This window comes from Marinobacter sp. MIT930201, from assembly GCF_047122665.1.
GTDB classification, from domain to species: domain Bacteria; phylum Pseudomonadota; class Gammaproteobacteria; order Pseudomonadales; family Oleiphilaceae; genus Marinobacter; species Marinobacter salarius.
Window position 1 is genome coordinate 903,348 of sequence record NZ_CP138916.1, and the last position, 19,844, is coordinate 923,191.

Annotated in this window: 18 protein-coding genes and 1 pseudogene; 7 read left to right on the forward strand and 12 right to left on the reverse strand. The window is 57.5% G+C overall.

Translation table 11 applies throughout. The annotated features are described in order from the left end of the window. Window positions 1-83 precede the first annotated feature (83 nt). From dacB to SIC19_RS04355, 4 genes are all read left to right on the forward strand, one after another. The gene (gene dacB / locus SIC19_RS04340; protein ID WP_075195956.1) at window positions 84-1,661 is read left to right on the forward strand and encodes a D-alanyl-D-alanine carboxypeptidase/D-alanyl-D-alanine-endopeptidase; all 1,578 of its coding nucleotides are present in this window, start codon (window positions 84-86) and stop codon (window positions 1,659-1,661) included. 313 nt (window positions 1,662-1,974) lie between these two features. Further along, a complete protein-coding gene (locus SIC19_RS04345; RefSeq protein WP_036204295.1) occupies window positions 1,975-2,349 on the forward strand; it encodes a DUF4398 domain-containing protein in 375 nt (124 codons plus the stop codon). A 27-nt stretch (window positions 2,350-2,376) separates the two neighbouring features. After that, window positions 2,377-3,192 carry an OmpA family protein gene (locus SIC19_RS04350; protein WP_041336782.1) on the forward strand — a complete coding sequence of 272 codons (816 nt, stop codon included), beginning with the start codon at window positions 2,377-2,379 and terminating at the stop codon, window positions 3,190-3,192. Window positions 3,193-3,348: 156 nt separating this feature from the next. Beyond that, complete coding sequence (locus SIC19_RS04355) at window positions 3,349-4,218, forward strand: DUF6279 family lipoprotein (protein ID WP_075195957.1); 870 nt, start codon at window positions 3,349-3,351, stop codon at window positions 4,216-4,218. A 16-nt stretch (window positions 4,219-4,234) separates the two neighbouring features. Here the strand turns inward: SIC19_RS04355 and SIC19_RS04360 are convergent, their stop codons facing one another. The 5 genes from SIC19_RS04360 to SIC19_RS04380 form a co-directional block, all read right to left on the reverse strand. Then, a complete protein-coding gene (locus tag SIC19_RS04360) occupies window positions 4,235-5,005 on the reverse strand; it encodes an SDR family oxidoreductase (RefSeq protein ID WP_036204289.1) in 771 nt (256 codons plus the stop codon). Window positions 5,006-5,021: 16 nt separating this feature from the next. Continuing rightward, complete coding sequence (locus SIC19_RS04365) at window positions 5,022-5,711, reverse strand: histidine phosphatase family protein (RefSeq protein WP_036204287.1); 690 nt, start codon at window positions 5,709-5,711, stop codon at window positions 5,022-5,024. Further along, window positions 5,711-6,775, reverse strand: coding sequence for a phosphotransferase family protein (locus tag SIC19_RS04370; RefSeq protein ID WP_075195958.1), 1,065 nt, complete (start codon window positions 6,773-6,775; stop codon window positions 5,711-5,713). The genes SIC19_RS04365 and SIC19_RS04370 overlap by 1 nt, the downstream gene beginning before the upstream one ends. A 41-nt stretch (window positions 6,776-6,816) precedes the next feature. Then, window positions 6,817-7,632 (reverse strand): SDR family oxidoreductase, encoded by an 816-nt coding sequence (locus SIC19_RS04375; RefSeq protein WP_036204283.1) that lies wholly within the window; start codon window positions 7,630-7,632, stop codon window positions 6,817-6,819. A 210-nt stretch (window positions 7,633-7,842) separates the two neighbouring features. After that, window positions 7,843-9,054 (reverse strand): acyl-CoA dehydrogenase family protein, encoded by a 1,212-nt coding sequence (locus SIC19_RS04380; RefSeq protein WP_075195959.1) that lies wholly within the window; start codon window positions 9,052-9,054, stop codon window positions 7,843-7,845. 120 nt (window positions 9,055-9,174) lie between these two features. Here SIC19_RS04380 and SIC19_RS04385 point away from each other — a divergent pair, with 120 nt between their 5' ends. Then, window positions 9,175-10,068: a LysR family transcriptional regulator gene (locus tag SIC19_RS04385; protein ID WP_075195960.1), complete on the forward strand. Its 894-nt coding sequence runs from the start codon at window positions 9,175-9,177 to the stop codon at window positions 10,066-10,068. Between the two features lie 9 nt (window positions 10,069-10,077). On the opposite strand, the gene SIC19_RS04390 is transcribed toward SIC19_RS04385, so the two are convergent. Continuing rightward, entirely contained in the window at window positions 10,078-10,434 is a 357-nt protein-coding gene (locus tag SIC19_RS04390) for a hypothetical protein (RefSeq protein WP_036204277.1), read from the reverse strand. A 162-nt stretch (window positions 10,435-10,596) separates the two neighbouring features. Between SIC19_RS04390 and SIC19_RS04395 the strand changes: the two genes are divergently transcribed. Next, window positions 10,597-11,763 (forward strand): isocitrate/isopropylmalate dehydrogenase family protein, encoded by a 1,167-nt coding sequence (locus SIC19_RS04395; RefSeq protein ID WP_075195961.1) that lies wholly within the window; start codon window positions 10,597-10,599, stop codon window positions 11,761-11,763. On the opposite strand, the gene SIC19_RS04400 is transcribed toward SIC19_RS04395, so the two are convergent. The 3 genes from SIC19_RS04400 to SIC19_RS04410 all read right to left on the reverse strand — a co-directional run bounded on the left by SIC19_RS04400 (window position 11,750) and on the right by SIC19_RS04410 (window position 13,859). Further along, the gene (locus SIC19_RS04400; RefSeq protein ID WP_036204273.1) at window positions 11,750-12,319 is read right to left on the reverse strand and encodes a DUF1439 domain-containing protein; all 570 of its coding nucleotides are present in this window, start codon (window positions 12,317-12,319) and stop codon (window positions 11,750-11,752) included. The genes SIC19_RS04395 and SIC19_RS04400 overlap by 14 nt on opposite strands. Before the next feature lie 116 nt (window positions 12,320-12,435). Continuing rightward, on the reverse strand, window positions 12,436-12,627 hold the full coding sequence (locus SIC19_RS04405) for a CPXCG motif-containing cysteine-rich protein (protein ID WP_007152033.1): 192 nt from the start codon (window positions 12,625-12,627) through the stop codon (window positions 12,436-12,438). A 5-nt stretch (window positions 12,628-12,632) separates the two neighbouring features. Next, on the reverse strand, window positions 12,633-13,859 hold the full coding sequence (locus SIC19_RS04410) for a pyridoxal phosphate-dependent aminotransferase (RefSeq protein ID WP_036204271.1): 1,227 nt from the start codon (window positions 13,857-13,859) through the stop codon (window positions 12,633-12,635). A gap of 259 nt (window positions 13,860-14,118) precedes the next feature. Between SIC19_RS04410 and SIC19_RS04415 the strand changes: the two genes are divergently transcribed. Further along, entirely contained in the window at window positions 14,119-15,102 is a 984-nt protein-coding gene (locus tag SIC19_RS04415) for a D-2-hydroxyacid dehydrogenase (protein ID WP_075195962.1), read from the forward strand. An 83-nt stretch (window positions 15,103-15,185) separates the two neighbouring features. Here SIC19_RS04415 and SIC19_RS04420 read toward each other — a convergent pair. The 3 genes and pseudogenes from SIC19_RS04420 to SIC19_RS04430 all read right to left on the reverse strand — a co-directional run bounded on the left by SIC19_RS04420 (window position 15,186) and on the right by SIC19_RS04430 (window position 19,680). Further along, a pseudogene (locus tag SIC19_RS04420) lies at window positions 15,186-15,849 on the reverse strand (LuxR C-terminal-related transcriptional regulator). 44 nt (window positions 15,850-15,893) lie between these two features. After that, window positions 15,894-17,840 carry an acetate--CoA ligase gene (gene acs / locus SIC19_RS04425; protein ID WP_075195963.1) on the reverse strand — a complete coding sequence of 649 codons (1,947 nt, stop codon included), beginning with the start codon at window positions 17,838-17,840 and terminating at the stop codon, window positions 15,894-15,896. Between the two features lie 301 nt (window positions 17,841-18,141). Then, a complete protein-coding gene (locus SIC19_RS04430) occupies window positions 18,142-19,680 on the reverse strand; it encodes a fatty acyl-CoA reductase (protein ID WP_075195964.1) in 1,539 nt (512 codons plus the stop codon). Window positions 19,681-19,844 lie beyond the last annotated feature (164 nt).

The window sequence follows — 19,844 nt, forward strand, 5'->3', positions numbered from 1 at the left end:
ACGTCATGTAGAGCCTTTCCACATAGTACACGCTTAGAATATGGGCTATTGTTAATGCACTTGGAATCAATGAGCGCCACACCATGTTGCTGAAGGCACGACGCCACCCGAACACGTCCCGTTATGGAACTATCCGCCAGCATGGTCGGGTGGCCCGTGGCATGGTGGTTTCCACCATGGCTGCAGTCCTGGCAGTCGGGTCTGCCGGTGCCTTTGCTTCGGAGTCAGCCGAGGCCGGTGGCACCAATAAGACCTGGAGCAATCAGGTGCGGGATTACGCCACCGAATCCCTGAACGACGAACAGGCGCTGAGCCTCGCGGCCATCCCCATGAACGGGCCGGGCATCGAGCAGTACATCAATGCAGATGCCTTGATGAGCCCCGGCTCTATCATGAAGCTGGTCACCACCTATGCGGCGCTGGAAATCCTGGGGCCAACCCATCATTGGGACACCAGCTTCTACACCGATGGCGAGCTTGTGGGCGATACCCTCAATGGCAATTTCTACGTTGACATGGGGGGTGATCCCAAGCTGACCATTGAACGGCTCTGGAGCACCCTGAACGAGCTTCGCGGGATGGGTATCAGTGCCATCAACGGCAACCTGGTGCTGGACGGTGATGTGTTCCGCATCGCAGACGAGCAACCCGTTTTCGACGACAACGGTGACAACCCCCACGCTCCGTTTCTGGTAAAGCCGTCGCCATACCTGAGCAATCTCAACCTCGTTCACTTTCAGGTTCGCGCAGATGAACGCGGAACACAGGCCTGGAGCGCGCCTTCACTGAACGACGTGGTGATCGACAATCGAGTGATCGCTACTGCGGAAGCCCCCTGCCCCGCTCGCCGTCATTTTACCTGGGAGCCGTTTTTTCACGAGGATCACCGGGTCACCGTTCGGGTGTCAGGCGAATTACCGCAGGGCTGCCGCACCACGGCCTATCTGTCGCTTCTGCCTCACGAACAGTACACCGCATCCATGATACGTTCACTGCTGTCAGACATGGGTATCGACATCAACGGTAAGAGCCTGCTGGCCAAAACGCCGGATGACGCCCGCCTGTTGCTGAGGACCACGTCTCCGGATCTGGTAACGATGGTTAGGGACATCAACAAGTGGAGCAGCAACGTGATGGCTCGCCAGTTGCTTCTTACCATCGGTGCCGAGAATCGCCTGGAAGATGAAGAAGACGATCGTGTGGCCGGTATTCGCGTCGTTAACGAGTGGCTACAGGAAAAAGGCGTCAATACCGCTGGCCTGGTGATCGAAAACGGTGCGGGTCTGACACGCGACGGCCGTATTACAGCGCGCCAGGGTGCGCAGATTTTGCAGCACGCCTGGAACAGCCCTTTCGCTTCGGACCTGATGGCCTCCATGCCGTTGATTGCGATGGATGGCACCATGGCCAGACGGCTGCGGAATTCCGGCCTGGACGGCAAAGGGCGCATCAAGACAGGTTACCTTGAGAACGTGCGCTCCATCGCAGGCTTCACCCGCGACGACACCGACACCACCTGGGCCATTGTCGGCATGGTCAACAACGACCCTGCCTGGAATGGTCAGGCCGTGCTGGACCGGATTATCTACTCCCTTCACTACCGTCCGCCCACTGGAACCACCCTCTCCAGGGCCCAATCCAGCGGCACAAAAATACGCTGAACCACACCAATAAGCGGTAGCTGCCGGGTTTCGGTGGTTACCGTTCTGTCATTTACCGGCCCAAAGCCCACCCCCCACGCCCGCAACCTTTTGTGGCGCATTCGGCAACAGATCCGTTGTAGCGACGCCTCTCCCTACCAAGTTTATTTCCATACCTTCATGCCGTAATCAGATCCCACTGCTAATCTTATGCGTAGCAGTAGCACTAGGTGCTTAAATTGGCGGAGCCTTCAGGGGTGTCGCCAAAGACAAGTACCAACAAGAGTCTGGACGGGGCTATATCGCCCCGTTCCTCACTGGAAGGAGATTGTGCATGAGCAAGCATACTTCGATGTTAGGTGCTGCAGGTGTAATCAGCATCGCTGTCATTGCCGGAGGCTGCGCCAGTTCGGTTGAGCGGCCGGATGGTGAACTCCGGTCCGCCGAGTCCGCCATTCAGCAGGCGGTGTCGTCCGATGCCAGGGATTTTGAACCCGTACTCTTGAATCAGGCTCAGAACCGGGTTGCGGATGCCGAGGAATTGATCAATCGCGAACAATACCTTGAGGCAAGCCGCTTACTCGAAAAGGCAGCCGTGGATGCGCAACTGGCCGGCGCTCGCTCGGAAACCGCGAAAGCAAGACAAGCGGTTGATGAGGTCAATCGCAATATTGAGTCTCTTCGCAAGCGAATCGACGAACGCCAGTAAAGGCCTCATCGGAAACGGGAGATGGTTATGAATAAGCGCAACATGACTTTGGGTATGGCAGTAAGCGTTTCTGTCCTCGTGGCAGGCTGCGCCAGCACGCCCCAGGATAACGCAAAGGTCGATGAAGCACGGGCCGCCTATGAGGAAATCCGCAACGACCCGAACGTAGCCCGCAGTGGTGATCGCCAGTTGAGGAACGCAAGGGAGCAATTGTCCCGTGCTGAAACTCTGCTCGCGGACGGTGCGGACGTTACCGAGATTGAACACGCGGCTTATCTTGCCAACCGGCATGCACAAATAGCCGGTGAGCAGGGAGAGCGCGCAGAGCTGCAGGAGCAGATTGATTCCGCGGAAGCGCGTCGCAAGGAGCTGGAACTGCAGATGCGCGCTGACGAAGCGGCACAGGCCAGGCGGGAAGCCAAAGAGCTTCGCCTGCAAATGGAAGCCATGCAGGCAGAGCAAACCGACCGGGGAATGGTGTTGACCCTCGGAGATGTGCTGTTCGATCTCAACAAGGCCGAACTGAAGTCTTCCGGTGAAGCCACTGTCAGGCGATTGGCCGAGTTCATGGCCGAGTATGAAAACCGGCGTGTGCGGGTGGAAGGCTACACCGATAGCACCGGTGAGGCCTCCTACAATCAGGGCCTGTCCGAGCGTCGTGCAGAAGCCGTTCGCGATACCCTTGTCGATATGGGCATCAGCAGAAGCCGCGTTGAGACAAAAGGGTTCGGTGAGCAGTTCCCCGTTGCCAGCAATGACACCTCTGGCGGAAGACAGCAAAATCGCCGGGTAGAGATTGTCATCTCCGACGAAGAGGGCAATATCAAAGCGCGGGAGAATTGATCACCCCGTTGCCACTTACCCATAAAAAAGCCCCGGTTCAACCGGGGCAAGTTTTTTCAAAAGATGCAAAGAATCAACGCTTCAACCTGATTCTAAGGTGTTATACGTCGTTCATCACTTTTGGATCAGGTTACCCGCTTTTCCCGAGGACCGGTCATGATTCGGATTGTTTCCATTGCGCTGCTGGGCCTGGCACTCCTGGCCGGCTGCAGCTCCACCAAGATGGCGTATCGCTATGCGGACTGGGGCATCGTCTGGTGGGTGGACGACTACATACCCATGACCGCCGAACAGGAATCCCGGCTTGAGCAGGACATCCGTGGCCTCCGCCAATGGCATTGCGCCACTGAATTGCCACGCTATTCCGAGTGGCTTGCCCAGTTAAAAAGCGATGTTCGCTCTGGCAACCTGAGTCAATCCACCGTTACCCACCACCAGGAACAGCTGCTTTCCTTTTTTCCCCCACTCATGGAGCGCGCAAGGCCGGCAGCCACACGCCTGTTATCAAGCCTCAGCGATGAACAGGTTCAACAGTTGGCCAGCAATATGGAAGAGAGCCAAAAAGAGCTGGAAGACGAGTTCCTGGCGGACAACCCGGAACAAACCCGGGAAGCCCGGGCCGAGCGCACGATGGAACGGGTTGAACGCTGGCTGGGGTCCCTCAACGAGCGACAGCGTGACACGGTCAACGCCTGGTCGGAAGGCCGGGGCAAGCAGACTGAAATCTGGCTGGAGGGGCGTCGGAATTGGCAACAGGCGTTAATCGATGCCCTGGCAACGCGAGACAGCGACGATTTTTCAGATCGAGTCCATTATCTAATGAGCAACTACGAGGAAGTTCGGGGGGAACGATACCAGCGGATGATGTCGGAAAGCCGGGCAGCCATGGCCGGCCTGATGACCGATTTACTGCAGCAGGCCGACCAGCGCCACCTTGACCACTTGCTGGAACAGGCGGCAACCATGCAGGGCGATTTCGATACCCTCGCCTGCACCAGCGAGGGTACCGGAAGCCTTAACGGCTAACGTCAGGACGCCCGGCTCAGATCGTCAGGTAACCGCCGTCCACGTTAATGCAGGTGCCTGTGGTATAGCTGGAAGCACCCGACGCCAGGTAAAGGACCGTGCCGGCCATTTCGTCCGGGTCTGCCACCCGCTTCATGGGGATGTGGGCCATCGCCTGCTTCTTGATGGCTTCGTTGCTGGTCAGCGCACTGGCGAACTTGGTGTCGGTCAGCCCCGGCAGCAGGGCGTTTACCCGAACCTTCTGCTGCCCCAGTTCCATGGCGAAGGACTTTGTCATGGATATCACCGCTGCTTTGGTGACGGAATAGATACCCTGGAAATGGCCAGGGTTGACGCCATTGACCGAGGCCACGTTGATAATGGACCCACCGCCATTCTTCTTCATGATCTGTGCGCCGCGGGCACACATGAAGAAATAGCCGCGAATGTTCACGTCCACCGTCTTGTGGTAGGCGCCCAGATCCGTGTCTTCGATGGGGCCGAAATAGGGGTTGGCTGCGGCGTTGTTCACCAGAACATCCAGCTTGCCGTGTTTCGATTCGATGTGCTGCCAGATGTCTTCAATCTGATCCATTTCGCCAATGTGGCAGGCATAGGCTTCGGCGCTGCCCCCAGCTTCGCGGATGCTACTGGCAACCGCCTCGCAACCGTCAATCTTGCGGCTGCTGACAATCACATGGGCGCCGTAGTTTGCCAGGGTGCGGGCGATGCTCTCGCCGATGCCACGGCTGGCGCCGGTGATCAGGGCCACTTTCCCACTCAGATCAAACAGGTCTTGCTTACTCATTCTTCACCTCAGTTCGTTATCGGAAGGTCACCAGGGAGGGATCTTCGGCTTCCAGGTGACTGTAATTGTTGAACACCGCCAGGCTGCGCCGGGCCCCGGAATGCAGAACCCGGGTAACACTGGTATTGGCAATCACGGAATTCATATCCAGGGCCTTGCGATCACTCAGTTCCAGAAGATGCTGGGCGATCACGGCAATCGGACCGCCGGATGTGGATACCAGGGTCTCGCCACCATCGGCATACTCAATCAGTTGCTCCAGCGACGTAATCACCCGCTGACGGAACGCTTGCCAACTTTCGGTGTATTCGTGATCGTGTCCGCCACTGACCCAGCGCTGCATGGCTTCCTCGAACACCTGCTGGAACGCCCTTGCCGGCTTGGGGAAGGCTGCCAGATCACGCGCCATGCGCTCGCGGTCTTGCCACTCGGGGCGCAAACGCTCCACCACCTGGGTATGATCAAACTCGTTGAAGCCATCCACCGCCTGCATGTCTGGCAGTGCATCACCGTAACCACTGGCGATCGCCTCTACCGTTTCCCGATGGCGCTCCATGTTGCCGCCGAAGACCGCGTTGGGCGTCACCTTGCCCGCAAGCCACCGGCCGAGGACACGCCCCTGCTCCCAGCCACGAGGAGAAAGCTGGTCATAGTTTTCCTTGCCGAAACTGGCCTGCCCGTGGCGAATCAGATAGATCGTTGCCATTACAGGTCACTCGCCTCGATAAGTCGCTGACAGCGTTTTTCCAGGTAGTTCGCGGCATGGCCAAAGGCGGCGAATCGCTTGTCTTTGGTCTGGCCGTGGTAAAAACGGTAATAGATCTGCTGGACAATCACCGCCAGCCGGAACAGGCCATAGATCTCGTAGAAATCGAAGTTGTCGATCTTGCGGCTGGATTTCTCCGCGTAGTAAGCGACCACCTCCTTGCGGGTCAGCATGCCCGGCTGGTGGGTCGGCTGTCGACGCAACATCTGGAACGGGCCCTCGTCATCGGCCTCAATCCAGTAGGCCAGGCTGTTGCCCAGATCCATCAGCGGGTCGCCGATGGTCGCCATTTCCCAATCAAGAACACCAATCACCTCGAACGGGTTGTCCTGATTGAGCACCACATTGTCGAAGCGGTAGTCGTTGTGAATGACCACCTGGGCAACGTCGTCCGGCATCTTGTCGTTCAGCCAGCCCATCACTGCTTCAAAGTCACCCACGTCATCCGTCTTCGCCTTGCGGAAACGGTCACTCCAGCCGCCAATCTGGCGCTGCACATAACCGGCGCCCTTACCCAACTTATCAAGGCCGGTGGCCTTGGCATCGACATTGTGCAGGTCCACCAGTTTGTCGATCACATTCAGGCACAGCTTGCGGGTATCCGCCTCACTGAGCTCAAAGTCCTTGGGGAAATCCTGGCGCAGGATGATGCCTTTCAGGCGCTCCATGATGTAAAAATCGCAGCCCAGAATGTCGTGGTCGTCGCAGATGGCGACAATGTTCGGAACATACGGGAATTCGGGCTTGAGAGCCCGCATCACCTTGGCTTCCCGCAACATGTCGTGGGCAGACTTGGCAATATGGCCAAACGGCGGGCGGCGCAACACGTAAGAACGATCGCCATAGTCCACCTGGTACGTCAGATTGGATGCGCCACCGGGATACTGTTTGATCGCAGGCGCGCCTTCCAGGTCCGGGATGGCCTGCTTCATGAAGCGGTCAACGGCCGCAATATCCAGCTCTTCACCTTCGCGGATATCAACAGCCTGGTCGATCTGGGTCATACGGCTCTCCCTTACTTCCTGATTCTGTGTTAAATAATGACTTAGGCCTTGCCGCCCATTTTCTTCATCCAGCGCTTGCTTTCCTGGTACATCAACCAGTCAAACGCCTTGGGCGCGTGGCGTTTGAGTACCCACATGCGACGCTCTTTGGCGTGTGGCAGCACCCAGAAATCGCCTTTCTCTACCGAACGAACGATGTCATCGGCCACGTTTTCAGCAGTGATGGTGGAGCGTTTCATCAGTTTGTTGACGTTCTGCTGAATGCCCGGAATATCCGATCGCATGCTGCTGGTCAGATTGGTCTGGAAAAACGCCGGGCATACGCAGCTAACGTGTATACCGGAGTCTCGCAGCTCCTGGCTGAGGGTTTCCGAGAGCGCAATCACACCGGCCTTGGACACATTGTAGCTGTCCATCAGCGGCGCAAGCATAAGCCCGGCCATGGAAGCGATGTTCACAAAGGCTCCGGAGCCCTGCTTCTTGAACTGCGGGGTAAAGGCCTTGCAGCCACGAACGACACCCAACACGTTGATGTCCATGATCCATTCCCAATCGGCCATGGTGGTGTCTTCAATCGAGCCCGCGGAAGCGACACCAGCGTTGTTCACCACCACGTCTACCCCGCCCCATTTGCCGGTGAGGTCCTCGCAGATCTTCTCAAGGTCGGTCAGCCGGCGCACATCGCACTCAACAAAGTAACCTTCGCCACCCGCGTTGTTGATCTCCTGCTCTACGGCAATGCCCTGCTCGGGATTAATATCGCCAATACAGACCTTGGCGCCTTCTTTGGCATACCGCAATGCAATAGCCCGGCCCAGGCCGCTGGCCCCGCCGGTAATAAATACTCGCTGTGTCATCGTTGTCTTCCGCTGTTTTCTATCGTTTTTAGTTTCGGTGCAAGAGCCCGCGATGGCCCCACATGCCGACTCCCTGAGTTAGCAGGGGACGGAGGGGGGCTGTTTCAGAAACTGTACGGAGCCATGGATGGCGGAGTCCAAGCGCCACATGGATGTGCCGAAGGAGCGTGTTTCTGAAACAGCCTCCCTCCGTCCCCAGGCACCCAAGCTTCAGTTCCGGTATTTAGCCAACTCCAGACGAGCAACCATCGCACGGTGAACCTCATCAGGGCCATCAGCCAGGCGCAAAACCCGAGCATAGGCGAACAGCTGAGTCAGCGGGAAATCATCGTCGCTAACACCCGCACCACCGTGAATTTGAATCGTATCGTCCACAATCTGCTGAAGCATCTTCGGAATAACCGCCTTAATCATGGACACTTCCTGCAAGGCTCCAGAGATACCTTTGGTATCCAATGCCCAGGCGCATTTCAGCGTCAGCAAACGCGCCTGCTCAATCGCCATACGGGCATTGGCAATCACATCCGGATTACCGCCCAGTTTAGCGATTGGCCGACCAAACGCCTCACGACTGGTCGCCCTTTTGATCATCAGTTCCAGAGTACGCTCCGCCGCACCGATGGCACGCATACAGTGGTGAACACGCCCCGGCCCAAGACGGCCCTGGGCAATCTCGAAGCCACGGCCGGGGCCCGCAATAAATGCAGTCTTGGGCAAGCGCACGTTGTCGAAGGACACAACACCGTGACCGTATGGCTCATCGTAGGCGCCGAACACCGGCAGCATTCGCTCAATTTTGACCCCAGGGGTATCCAGCGGCACCAACACCATGGAATGACGGCGGTGCTTGTGGGCATCGGGATCGGTCAGGCCCATGAATATGGCAACCTTGCAATCCGGGTGGCCAACGCCAGTGCTCCACCATTTGCGACCGTTGAGAACAACCTCGTCGCCATCCACGGTGGCCGTGGCTTCCATGTTGGTGGCGTCTGAAGATGCCACAGCTGGCTCTGTCATGCAGAAAGCGGAGCGTACTTCACCGCTTTGCAGACGGGGCAGCCACTCGGCTTTCTGCTCTTCGGAGCCGTAGTGGATCAGCACTTCCATGTTGCCGGTGTCCGGCGCGTTGCAGTTGAAGATTTCCGGGGCAATGAAGCTGCGGCCAGTTTCTTCGGCAATCAGGGCATAGTCGGAGTTGAGAAGCCCACACCCGTATTTCTCATCCGGGAAGAACATGTTCCACAGGCCCTGTGCTTTGGCCTTTGCTTTCAGTTCCTTGATGATGGGCAACACCACCCAGCGGTTTTCCTGCGCCATCAGTTCCTTATGGTACTGCTCTTCAATCGGGAAGATTTCTTCCTCCATGAAAGTTTTGACGCGCTTGAGATAGTCCTGGCCCTTCTCGGAAATACTGAAATCCATTGCCATGTCCTCTTGGTTTGACCGATATCGAGCCAGTCTAGTTTTCTATCCACTATTACGCGACTGAATAATTCTTATCATTTATCATAAGGCTGGCTTATTCGCGAAGGGGAGATGCTTATGGCACTGAATCGACTGGACCTGAACCTGCTGCATGTATTCGACACCATCTACCGGGAGGGCAGTCTGACCCGCGCCGCCCGGGCCCTCCACCTCACCCAGCCGGCGGTCAGCCATTCCCTGTCACGTCTGCGGGAGCATTTTGATGACCCCTTGTTCAGCCGTCAGGGCAACCAGATGGTGCCCACTCCCCTGGCCCGTCGTTTCCTGGAGTCCATGCGCCCGGGGCTGACCCAGATACAGAGTGCGGTGAACCAGTTCCACGCCTTCGACCCGGCCAATCAGCGCAAAACCTATTCGCTGGCCTTGCGGGACATCCTCGAGTCGACGTTCCTGCCCAAACTGATGGGCCGACTGGAAAGCTACCCCGAACTGGAGATCATCAGCCAGCGGGTACCCCGGCGGGACATGGAAACCCAGCTGGCAGCGGGCAAACTGGATTTTGCGGTGGACGTGCTGTTGCCGGTCAGCAATCAGACGGGCCATGAACTATTGCGACACGACAGGTTGGTGGTGCTGGCGAGAAAGGGCCACCCGCTCACCGGCGGCGGCCTGACCTTGGACAAGTATCTCGAAGCCAAGCATGTACTGGTTTCGTCCCGGTCGGAGGGCCCCGGCATTGAGGACTTTGAACTGTCGCGGTTCGGAGTGCAGCGAAACATTCGTCTGCGATGCCAGCACTACTACGCCGCCTGCCGGGTAGCTGAGGGAACCGACCTGTTGCTGACCATGCCGGAAAACTACGCGCGGATCATCGCGGAACGGGCTGACATCGATATTCTGACCACTCCGGTGGACCTACCCGGTATCGATGTGCATCTATACTGGCACAAGGCCTATGAAAGGGAGCCAGCGCTCATCTGGTTCCGGGAGCAGTTGGCCAGCATCGTGTGAGCGCCACCTTCAGTAGGCCCCCACCAGTTTCAGGAAACCAAGAAATCCGGCGGCGGTAATACCCAGTGACGCTACAACAATGCCGAAGCCCCACCAGATCGCGGCCCCATCAGACACCTCAGTGTCGTGCCCTCGCAAGGTGCGGTAGAACGCCCAGGGGCCAAGAATAAAGGCACCCAACACCGCAAACACGAGCCCCACACTGACGCCCGCAAATGTCCAGGTGGCCAGCACTGTGGCGCGATCAGATACCTGTTCCTTGACGCCATGGCGAAGCAGGAACTGTTTGCAGAAGAACCAGATCAGCGCGAACAGGATGATGACAAACAACAGTCCGCCAACGACGGTAATCAGGCGATAGAACAAGGCAAATCCTCAGTAAAATTAGTCAACCACAGCACTATAACCAGCAATCCATAACTGGTAAAACAAACGAGGGATTAAATGGTGTGGAATCCCCATGGCACATGACTACACTGAATCACACGACTGACTCTACGATCACAGCAACAGGAAGGAGTATCCGGAATGGCCCAGAAAACCCGAATTGCGGTGACCCCCGGTGATGGCATCGGTCCTGAAGTGGTTGCCGAGGCGGTACACTGCCTGGAGACCCTGCGCAAACGACACGATTTGCCGATGGAGTGGACACGCTTTCCCTGGCCATCCCATGCCTGGCACGAAGAGAATGGCGAATCCATGCCGGCTGATGCTCTGGACCAATTAAAATCCTATGATGCGATTCTGTTGGGTGCCCTGGGCGACCCCGGCCCGGTCGACGACCCTGACCGTTACCTGCTGCCAGACAGCATCTCCCTGGCCCCCCTGCTGGACATGCGCAAGGGATTTGATCAGTGGGTTTGCGAACGGCCCGCCAGACTGCTTCCCGGTGCCCGTCAGTATCTGGCGGATGAGCGCGCCAAAGACATCGACATGCTGGTGATTCGAGAAAACAGCGAGGGCGAGTACGTTAGCCAGGGCGGGCGGCTCCGTAAGGGCGCACCGGATGAAGTGGCTACCCAGATGGAAGTATTCACCCGCCGGGCAACCGACCGGATTATCCGCTATGGCTTCGAGCAGGCCCGCCTGCGAGCCGCCGCACGCGCCGAAGAAGGCCGCACCCGACACTTCCGTACTCTGGAAGGTAAAACCTGCGAAAGCCAGGTGTGCATCGTGACCAAACGCAATGCCCTGCGCTATTGGGGCGACATGTACACCGAAGCCTTCGAAGAAATGGCGAAACAGTACCCCGACGTAGCAACGCACCACGAACTGGTGGATGCGGCCTGCATGAAGTTCGTCCAGGCGCCCTGGGCGTTCGATGTGGTGGTGGCCAGCAACCTGCAGGGTGACATCCTGACCGACCTGGCAGCCGTATTGTCCGGCGGCATGGGCGTGGCGCCCTCCTGCAACCTGAATCCCGACGAAAACGGCATGCCCTCGATGTTCGAGCCAACCCATGGCAGCGCACCGGATATTGCCGGCCAGGGCCTGGCCGACCCCACAGCCATGCTGTTCACCACGGCACGCATGCTGGAGTGGCTGGGGCGGAAGGACCCGGCTGTGGCCGCGGCCGGGCGGGAATTGTTTGACGCAGTAGCCGCTGATCTGGCGGAGAACGCCGGCAAATCCAGGGGTACACAGGAAATCGGCGCCGCCGTGCGCGAGCGCCTGGAGTCACTTACTCGGCCATAACGAACTCAAGCCGCCCGGGCGCAACCCTCACGTCCATGGGCACCATGCCGAACATTCGCTGGGTGAAGTCCGCTTCATCCAGCCGATACACCGGCATGGTTTCCAGCATCTGGGCAACCACCCTCATGACGTTATCCGTAACCGGTTTGAGATCCCCTTTGAAAAACGACGAATCGATACTGCTTTCCAACAGTTGCAGCCGCCGAATGTAGATCGCTTTCTCCTTACTGTCGTAAACAGGCGCTCCTTCCACTTTCAGGGCAATATCGACTGGCAGCTTTGCCATCAGCGCATTCAGGGCGACCTGTCCTCTCAGGTCAATGACCGCCACGTCACGGCCATCCGGGCCAAGGGTAATGTCCGCATTGCTCAGGCTCAGGCTAAGTGGCGACCCGCTCTGCAGCTGCCGGCGATCAAAGTCACTGACGGTATCCTGAAAGTGGCGCTCCAACGTCGCTTCGGAAATGGAATAGGGTGACAGGCTGGCACAGCCGCCTAGAACAAACATGGATAACAGAATAACGGCCGAAAACAGGCGGGTTGATGCGTTGACCATCGAAAGACTCTCCTTTGCAGTTCCTCCTATCCTGAGCCAAGGTGGCTGCCCGGGCAAGCCGGGCAGGTTAATCATCGTTCAGGAATGAATAGACACCGCCGAAGGTTGGCGGGCGGTTATTCGTTCTCGGCCCGGACGGTCACGGAGGGGGTCAGGTTCTCGTCGAGGACCACGTGGACCAGGATGGGCTGACAGCACACCTGGCAGTCCTCCACGTACTCCTGATCTTCCACCGAAGGGTCGACGCTGAGATCCAGCGTCTCCCAACAGTAGGGGCATTGCACAAGCACTGAGTCCAGAGCCGACATGACGGTCAGAACTGCTGCTTGGCCATCCAGGGGATGATCCGGTCGAAGGCTTCATCCAGTTTCTCGCACGTGGTCGAGAAACTGATCCGAACGGCGTTCGTGCACCCTTCCCCGAAGGCATCTCCCGGCACCAGGCAAACACCCGTTTCCTTGAGCATTCGCAGCGCCAGATCGGAGCCGTCCACGTGGGGCGGCAAATCCGGGAACGCAAAGAAGGCGCCACCGGGTTTGTACCCTGTCAGATACGGTGTCTGGTCGACCAATTCCACCACCTTGTCGCGGCGTTCACGGTAGATGTCCACCATGTTCTTGACGCATTGCTGGTCTCCGGTGAGTGCCGCGACGCCCGCGAACTGGGACGGCGTGTTGGCGACAGAGGTGGTGAACATGTGGAAACGCCGCAGCGACTTGATCGCCGCCTGGCTTGCAATCACCCAACCTACCCGCAACCCGGCCATACTGTAGGTCTTCGAGAAGCTGCTGATGCACATGATGTTGTCCAGGTCCATTGAGCAGTTCAATACACTGGCGAAGTCGTCATCGTCAAAGATGAGGTGATCATAGACCTCGTCGGCGTATACCTGGATTCCCCGGTAGGCGCACTCTTCCAGAATGGTCTCGACGGTAGTGCGGGGGTATACGGCCCCGGTGGGGTTATTGGGGTTGTTCAGGATCAGCGCAAACGTGCGCGGTCCCATGGCCCGGATTACTTCGTCCGGATCCAACTGGTGGTCGTTATCCGCCCGGGTGGGCACAAACTTGACCTCACCACCGTTCATGCGAATCAGCGGTGCGTAAAGCAGGAACGACGGGTCAGTCACGATGAACTGCCGGCCTGGCGCAGACGTCGCCGAAATCGCCAGGTACATCGCCTCGGTCGCCCCGCTGGTGATCAGGATGTTGTCCCGGGTCAGCTTGCGATCGTAGCGTGCGCCGTAGTAATCCCGCAGGGCAACCAATAACTCGGGCAGGCCCGCGTCCATGGTGTACCCCGTCTGCCCGGCATTGAGCGCGTCAATATAAGCGTCAATGACATGCTTGGGGGTTGGCAAATCCGGCTGACCGATGGAAAGATGAATGACATCCTTCATGGTGGCCGCCATATTCACCATGCGACGAATGCCCGGCACCGGAACCGCCTGCATCGCCGGGTTCCAACTGGCCTTGTTCTTCCGGTATTTCACTTTACGCGGTTTGGTCTGGCCGGTTTCTCGATTGGCGGCTTCTGCCATAAACACCTCCTGGACGCGGGGCAAAATAGTAGCTACTCCTGCAGGTTAGTCAGTAAACAGGGGCCGTACAAGACATAAAACAGAAAGATTGGATTACCGGAACGAAACGCCGTAGTACCCGCTATAACAAGGGCTACGACCTTTATCTTATATGGGGTCAGGTTGACCAGTTCAGGCTCAGATACCAGACTGTAGACTCGACATCCGGACTGTCGATTCCCGCGGCCGGACGCGGACAAACTGCATTGGCGGAGGACAGATGACCCAACACAGCAAACCGGTTGTAACCGTTCTGACAGCACCCGGTGAAAACGAGCCTCCTGGCATGGATGCCCTGCGGGCACGAGCAGAGGTTCGCTTTGCCTCTGACGAGCCCACTCTGCGGGACACCTTGCCGGGCACCGACGTAATGATGGTGACGGACTTTCGTACCGAGGCCCTGGCCGCCGCCTGGCCGTCAGCGGACAAACTGCAGTGGATCCACGCCACCAGTGCCGGCGTGGATGCCTTGATGTTCCCGGACCTTATTGAAGGCGATGTCACCGTGACCAACGCCCGGGGCATCTTCGACCGCACCATTGCCGAGTACGTGCTGTGCACGATTCTGATGTTCGCCAAGGATTTTCCCCGCTCCCTGCGCCTGCAGGCAGAGCACAAATGGCAGCACCGGGACACCGAAAGAGCTGAAGGCAAACAGGTACTGATCGTTGGCGCCGGTTCCATCGGCGGGCAGATTGCCCGGCTATGCAAGGCCGCCGGCCTGAAACCCCACGGTATTGCCCGCAAACCCCGCCAAGACGATCCGGATTTTGTCGCGGTTCACGGCAATGACGACCTCACCGAGCAACTGGGCCTGGCGGATTTCGTAGTCATCGCCGCCCCACTGACCCCCCAGACCGAAGGCCTATTCAACGAAAAAGCCTTCAAGGCCATGCGCAAGTCCGCCCGCCTGATCAACATTGGTCGCGGGCCCGTGGTGAAAACCGACGACCTGATTGCCGCCCTGAATAACGGCGACATCGCTGGCGCGGCGCTAGACGTGTTCGAGGAAGAACCCCTACCGGCGGATCATCCGCTCTGGGATATGGAAAATGTCATCATGACCGCCCACATGTCTGGCGATTTTATCGGCTGGAAACGGGCGCTGACCGACCAGTTCCTGGAGAACCTGGACCGCTGGCATCAGGGTGAGGAGCTGTTCAATCTGGTGGATAAGAAATTGGGGTATGCCAGTAAAAAGTGAGCACGCCCGCTCAAACAAAAAAAAGCGGAAATCCCATTCGCAGGGATTTCCGCTTTTTCAATTCAATAGAACCTCTGGGCCAATCAGCTACCAGACAACGACGTATCCGAAGGATCTATCTCCATTTGCTGGATCGCAATTACCGCCTGGGTCCGGTTGCGAACCCCCAGCTTCCGGAACACCGCCGTGATATGGGCCTTGATGGTAGCCTCTGAGACGTCCAGATCATAAGCGATCTGTTTGTTCAAAAGCCCCTCAGCCAGCATACCCAGCACCCGGAACTGCTGCGGCGTCAGTGACGCCAGTTTTTCGGAGAAGTCCGTCATGTCCGAATGCATCCGCTCGATCTTGTCCGCCACACCCTCCGGCAACCAGACGTCTCCTTCCAGGACTGCCTGAATCGCCTCGGTGATGGTTGGCAGAGGCGCCGACTTCGGAATAAAGCCCGACGCCCCATAGTCGATCGAACGGCGCATCACCTGCATTTCTTCCGATCCTGACACCACCACCACTGGCAGGCCGGGGTACTCCGCGCATGAACACGAGCCCCGAAAAGCCGTGGGCGCCCGGCATGTTCAGATCCAGCAACACCAGATCCGCATCCGGATGCGACTCTACCGCCGCCTGCAGCGCCTTGATGCTGTCCACTTCCACTGTCTTGGCATCAGGTACCGCCTGACTGACCGCCTGTTTCAGAGCTGCCCGAAACAGCGGGTGATCATCGGCGACGATAATAGTTTGTGTCATTCAACAGATTCCTCACAGGGTCACAGCCTGATAGCAAGCAGGCCTTACTTGTTCGCACGACCGCTTATCAGGTCATCCACCACGCCCGGGTCCGCCAGAGTGGAGGTGTCGCCCAGCTGATCGTGCTCATTGGATGCGATTTTACGCAAAATACGACGCATAATCTTGCCAGAACGAGTCTTGGGCAGTCCAGGCGCCCACTGAATTACGTCCGGAGACGCAATCGGCCCGATTTCCTTGCGCACCCACTGGACCAGTTCCTTCTTCAACTCGTCGCTGGGTTCCTCGCCATGAACCAGGGTTACATAGACATAAATGCCCTGCCCCTTGATTTCGTGGGGGTAACCAACCACAGCTGCTTCGGCAACCTTGTTGTGGGCTACCAGGGCGCTCTCAACCTCAGCGGTCCCCAGGCGGTGGCCGGACACGTTCAGAACATCGTCCACCCGGCCGGTGATCCAGTAGTAGCCGTCTTCATCACGACGGGCACCGTCGCCAGTAAAGTACATTCCCTTGTAGGTACTGAAGTAGGTTTGCTTGAAGCGCTCATGATCACCGTAGATGGTGCGCATCTGGCCAGGCCAGCTGTCCAGGATCACCAGGTTGCCCTCAGTCTTGCCTTCCAGGATATTGCCGTCATTATCCACCAGTGCCGGCTTGACGCCGAAGAACGGCACAGTCGCGGAACCCGGTTTCAGATCGATGGCGCCCGGCAGCGGCGAAATCAGGATGCCGCCAGTTTCCGTCTGCCACCAGGTGTCCACAATCGGGCACTTGCTGTTACCGATTACGCGATGGTACCACTCCCAGGCTTCCGGGTTGATCGGCTCACCCACCGAACCCAGCAGGCGCAAACTGTCGCGGGTGGTGCCGTTCATGCAGGACTCACCTTCGGCCATCAAGGCACGGATGGCGGTAGGTGCGGTGTACAGGATATTGACCTTGTGCTTGTCCACCACCTGACCCATACGGGAGGTATCCGGGTAGTTGGGTACACCTTCAAACAGGACGGTGACAGCACCATTGGCAAGCGGGCCGTACAGAATGTAGCTGTGACCGGTGACCCAGCCAAAGTCCGCCGTACACCAGTAGACGTCGCCATCGTGGTAATCGAAGACGTATTCGTGGGTCATGGAGGTAAAGACCATGTAGCCACCGGTGGTATGCAATACGCCTTTCGGGGCGCCAGTGGAGCCGGAGGTGTACAGCATGAACAGCGGATCTTCGGCGTTCATGGGTTCTGCAGGGCAATCCGTGGACGCGCCCTTCATCAGCTCCTCGTAACTCTCGTCACGACCGCCTTTCCAGGGCACATCACCGCCGGTACGCTTGACCACGATAACCTTGTCCACCTCTGCGCCGGCTTCCTTACTCAACGCAGCGTCGACGTTTTTCTTGAGAGGAATCTTGCGGCCGCCGCGGACACCTTCATCAGCCGTTACCACGAATCGGGATTTACCATTCGCAATCCGGGCACCCAGTGCTTCCGGAGAAAACCCGCCGAAGACAACAGAATGGATAGCGCCGATGCGGGCACAGGCCAGCATGGCAACACCCGTTTCAACAATCATGGGCATGTAGATAGTGACAACATCGCCCTTCTTGACGCCCTGATCTTTCAGAACGTTCGCGAACTTACAGGTTTCTTCGTACAGTTCGCGGTAGGTCACGTTGCGGGAATCGGCCGGGTCGTCGCCCTCGAAAATGATGGCTGTCTGATCACCGCGCTTTTCCAGGTGACGGTCCAGGCAGTTAGCGGCGGCGTTCAGTTGGCCGTCTTCAAACCATTTGATGGATAGGTTGTCGTAGTCGTAGGTGGTATTTTTCACCTTCGAGAAGGGCTTGATCCAGTCCAGTCGCTTGCCGTGTTCAGCCCAGAAGGTCTCCGGGTCATTCACCGACTGTTGGTACATCTTCTCGTACTGATCCCGGTTTAGCAGGGCCCGTTTGGCCACGTCCGGACTTACCGGATAAACCTGTTTATCAGTCATTGTGCTCCCCCTTATTAGTCAGAGTCTGTTGTCATTATCGGTTATTTAATAAAGAGCGTGACGGGCAAAAAAGCCCTGAAGACGGATACCCATAGTTCAACACGCGTGCCAGTGAACAATGAATTAGACTAACGTCCCAATCCGCCAGCACTTTTAGCTAGAATGACGGTCTCACGAGGGGTGACCCTATGTTCTGGAGCCTGCCCTAAAGGATAGACCCGCCAGCGGAAACAACAAGTGAGGTTCCGCCCCCCCGGGAACCGGGGGGGACGGGTAGAAAGGACAGCCGACTGACCGGGTGTCAGGCGGCTTTCTTGCGGGTCTGGGCAGCCCGCAGGCTGTACAGCTTCCTCTCCTTGAGAGCGTAACGGTTAAGACCTCCGAGGTGGATCTTGCACAGGTACAGCTGCCAGTCGATCTGGCGTGCATCCACCGGGAACAGGACACGATCCAGTTCACCCATGCGGGAAGCCAGGGCCATCAGCGAATCGTTACGGAAGATGTAATCCGGTGCCGTGTAGAAACCAAAGATGGTGGCGAGTGAACGCGTGGTATCGAGGTTTTTGAGAACCTTTAGCTCACGGTTCTGGCCAGCCAGCCTCAGTGCCTTGCCAGCGATGGACAACGGCACGCGCATCCCGCCAACCACAACATCAAACAGCTTGCGGTTGACCGCCACAAACGGTTTCGTGGGCCGTCGATAGAACAACTGGTCATACGCTGCATAGTTGGACTTGGCTTCGGCCATCAGGTAGTCAATGAACGTGCCCAGCGAAATTGGGTTTGAACCGCCACTGCAGCATTGATAGATGCGGCGATGCCCAGGCTCGGAAATGGCTTCAGCCAGGGACAGGATAATGCTGTTGGCCACTAGGTCCACCGGAATCACGTCGATAATACCGCTGCGTTTGCCGGGAAACAGGGAGACCTTCTCACGGGCGTAGGCAAGTATGATCGCATCCGCCACCTTCACACCTTCAATCCATCCCGGCGAGGGTTCTTCCAGTGCACTTTCAATGATGGAAGGGCGAACAATTGTGAGTGAGCGCCCGGAAAGGGCTTTCATCAGGAGTTGCTCACCCAGCCATTTGGTAAACGTGTAGGTGTCGCTCCAGCCGTAGTTGTTGGCCTCGCGAATACCCAGGTCCACGAGCTTTTTCTCAAGCACTTTGCCGGAGTATCGGGCCTTCACGTCGGAGATCTTGTCCTGCAGAAGGTGTACAAGCTCTTCCGTTTCATAGTATCCGTCGGTGCTGCGGGGGATAGACTCTCCCGCCGGCTTGATAACGGACTCCGTGATCTGACCGGAATTTTTTCCGTTGACGTAGCAGGTGGATACCTGGATGACCGCCATAGTGCTGTTGAGCTCCGCCAGAGCGGCAACGTTCTTGAGGCAAAGGGTATTGATCTTCAGCGCCTTATCGAGCTCCTCCCGGAAATTTACGCTGGCTGCGGAATTGATAAACGCATCGACCTGCCCGGCAAGAGCACGGAACCGCTCCTGCGTAAGCCCAAAACGGGGTTCAGTCACTTCGCCGGTGATGCAATGAACGCGTTCCTCAAGAAAGCTTTCGAACGCCTCGTTGTCATCGTGCCTAAGGCGTTCGAACACGGAAGAACTCGCGATCTCATTGAGGAATCGTTCCCGCGCTGCCGGATGCCTTTTGTTACCGCGGATAAGCAGATGGATCCCGCCAATATCCGGCACCGTGCGAATCAGTTTTTCCAGTACCACCTTACCAAGAAACCCGGTGGTGCCGGTGATCAACACGTGTTTACCACGTAGTTGCTCAAGAACACCGGACGCTGACGCTCCATTCTGTTGCTGCTGTGTTGCCATGACGAGAACTCCTTCTCAAATTCACTGTGTAGCCATCAAATGCAGTGGGTTTTACTGCATTTTGCGGGCCACGATTCCGGGAATAAGGCTGATTTTTGCACAGACCGAATGACAGTGCGGTGACATAGAGCAAAGTTACGCTACAAATTGCATCAATAAAATGA

Bases quoted from the DNA above. Each gene is read 5' to 3' on its own strand.
- dacB (WP_075195956.1), top strand. From the start codon at position 84: ATGTTGCTGAAGGCACGACGCCACCCGAACACGTCCCGTTATGGAACT.
- SIC19_RS04345 (WP_036204295.1), top strand. From the start codon at position 1,975: ATGAGCAAGCATACTTCGATGTTAGGTGCTGCAGGTGTAATCAGCATC.
- SIC19_RS04350 (WP_041336782.1), top strand. From the start codon at position 2,377: ATGAATAAGCGCAACATGACTTTGGGTATGGCAGTAAGCGTTTCTGTC.
- SIC19_RS04355 (WP_075195957.1), top strand. From the start codon at position 3,349: ATGATTCGGATTGTTTCCATTGCGCTGCTGGGCCTGGCACTCCTGGCC.
- SIC19_RS04360 (WP_036204289.1), bottom strand. From the start codon at position 5,005: ATGAGTAAGCAAGACCTGTTTGATCTGAGTGGGAAAGTGGCCCTGATC.
- SIC19_RS04365 (WP_036204287.1), bottom strand. From the start codon at position 5,711: ATGGCAACGATCTATCTGATTCGCCACGGGCAGGCCAGTTTCGGCAAG.
- SIC19_RS04370 (WP_075195958.1), bottom strand. From the start codon at position 6,775: ATGACCCAGATCGACCAGGCTGTTGATATCCGCGAAGGTGAAGAGCTG.
- SIC19_RS04375 (WP_036204283.1), bottom strand. From the start codon at position 7,632: ATGACACAGCGAGTATTTATTACCGGCGGGGCCAGCGGCCTGGGCCGG.
- SIC19_RS04380 (WP_075195959.1), bottom strand. From the start codon at position 9,054: ATGGATTTCAGTATTTCCGAGAAGGGCCAGGACTATCTCAAGCGCGTC.
- SIC19_RS04385 (WP_075195960.1), top strand. From the start codon at position 9,175: ATGGCACTGAATCGACTGGACCTGAACCTGCTGCATGTATTCGACACC.
- SIC19_RS04395 (WP_075195961.1), top strand. From the start codon at position 10,597: ATGGCCCAGAAAACCCGAATTGCGGTGACCCCCGGTGATGGCATCGGT.
- SIC19_RS04400 (WP_036204273.1), bottom strand. From the start codon at position 12,319: ATGGTCAACGCATCAACCCGCCTGTTTTCGGCCGTTATTCTGTTATCC.
- SIC19_RS04405 (WP_007152033.1), bottom strand. From the start codon at position 12,627: ATGTCGGCTCTGGACTCAGTGCTTGTGCAATGCCCCTACTGTTGGGAG.
- SIC19_RS04410 (WP_036204271.1), bottom strand. From the start codon at position 13,859: ATGGCAGAAGCCGCCAATCGAGAAACCGGCCAGACCAAACCGCGTAAA.
- SIC19_RS04415 (WP_075195962.1), top strand. From the start codon at position 14,119: ATGACCCAACACAGCAAACCGGTTGTAACCGTTCTGACAGCACCCGGT.
- acs (WP_075195963.1), bottom strand. From the start codon at position 17,840: ATGACTGATAAACAGGTTTATCCGGTAAGTCCGGACGTGGCCAAACGG.
- SIC19_RS04430 (WP_075195964.1), bottom strand. From the start codon at position 19,680: ATGGCAACACAGCAGCAACAGAATGGAGCGTCAGCGTCCGGTGTTCTT.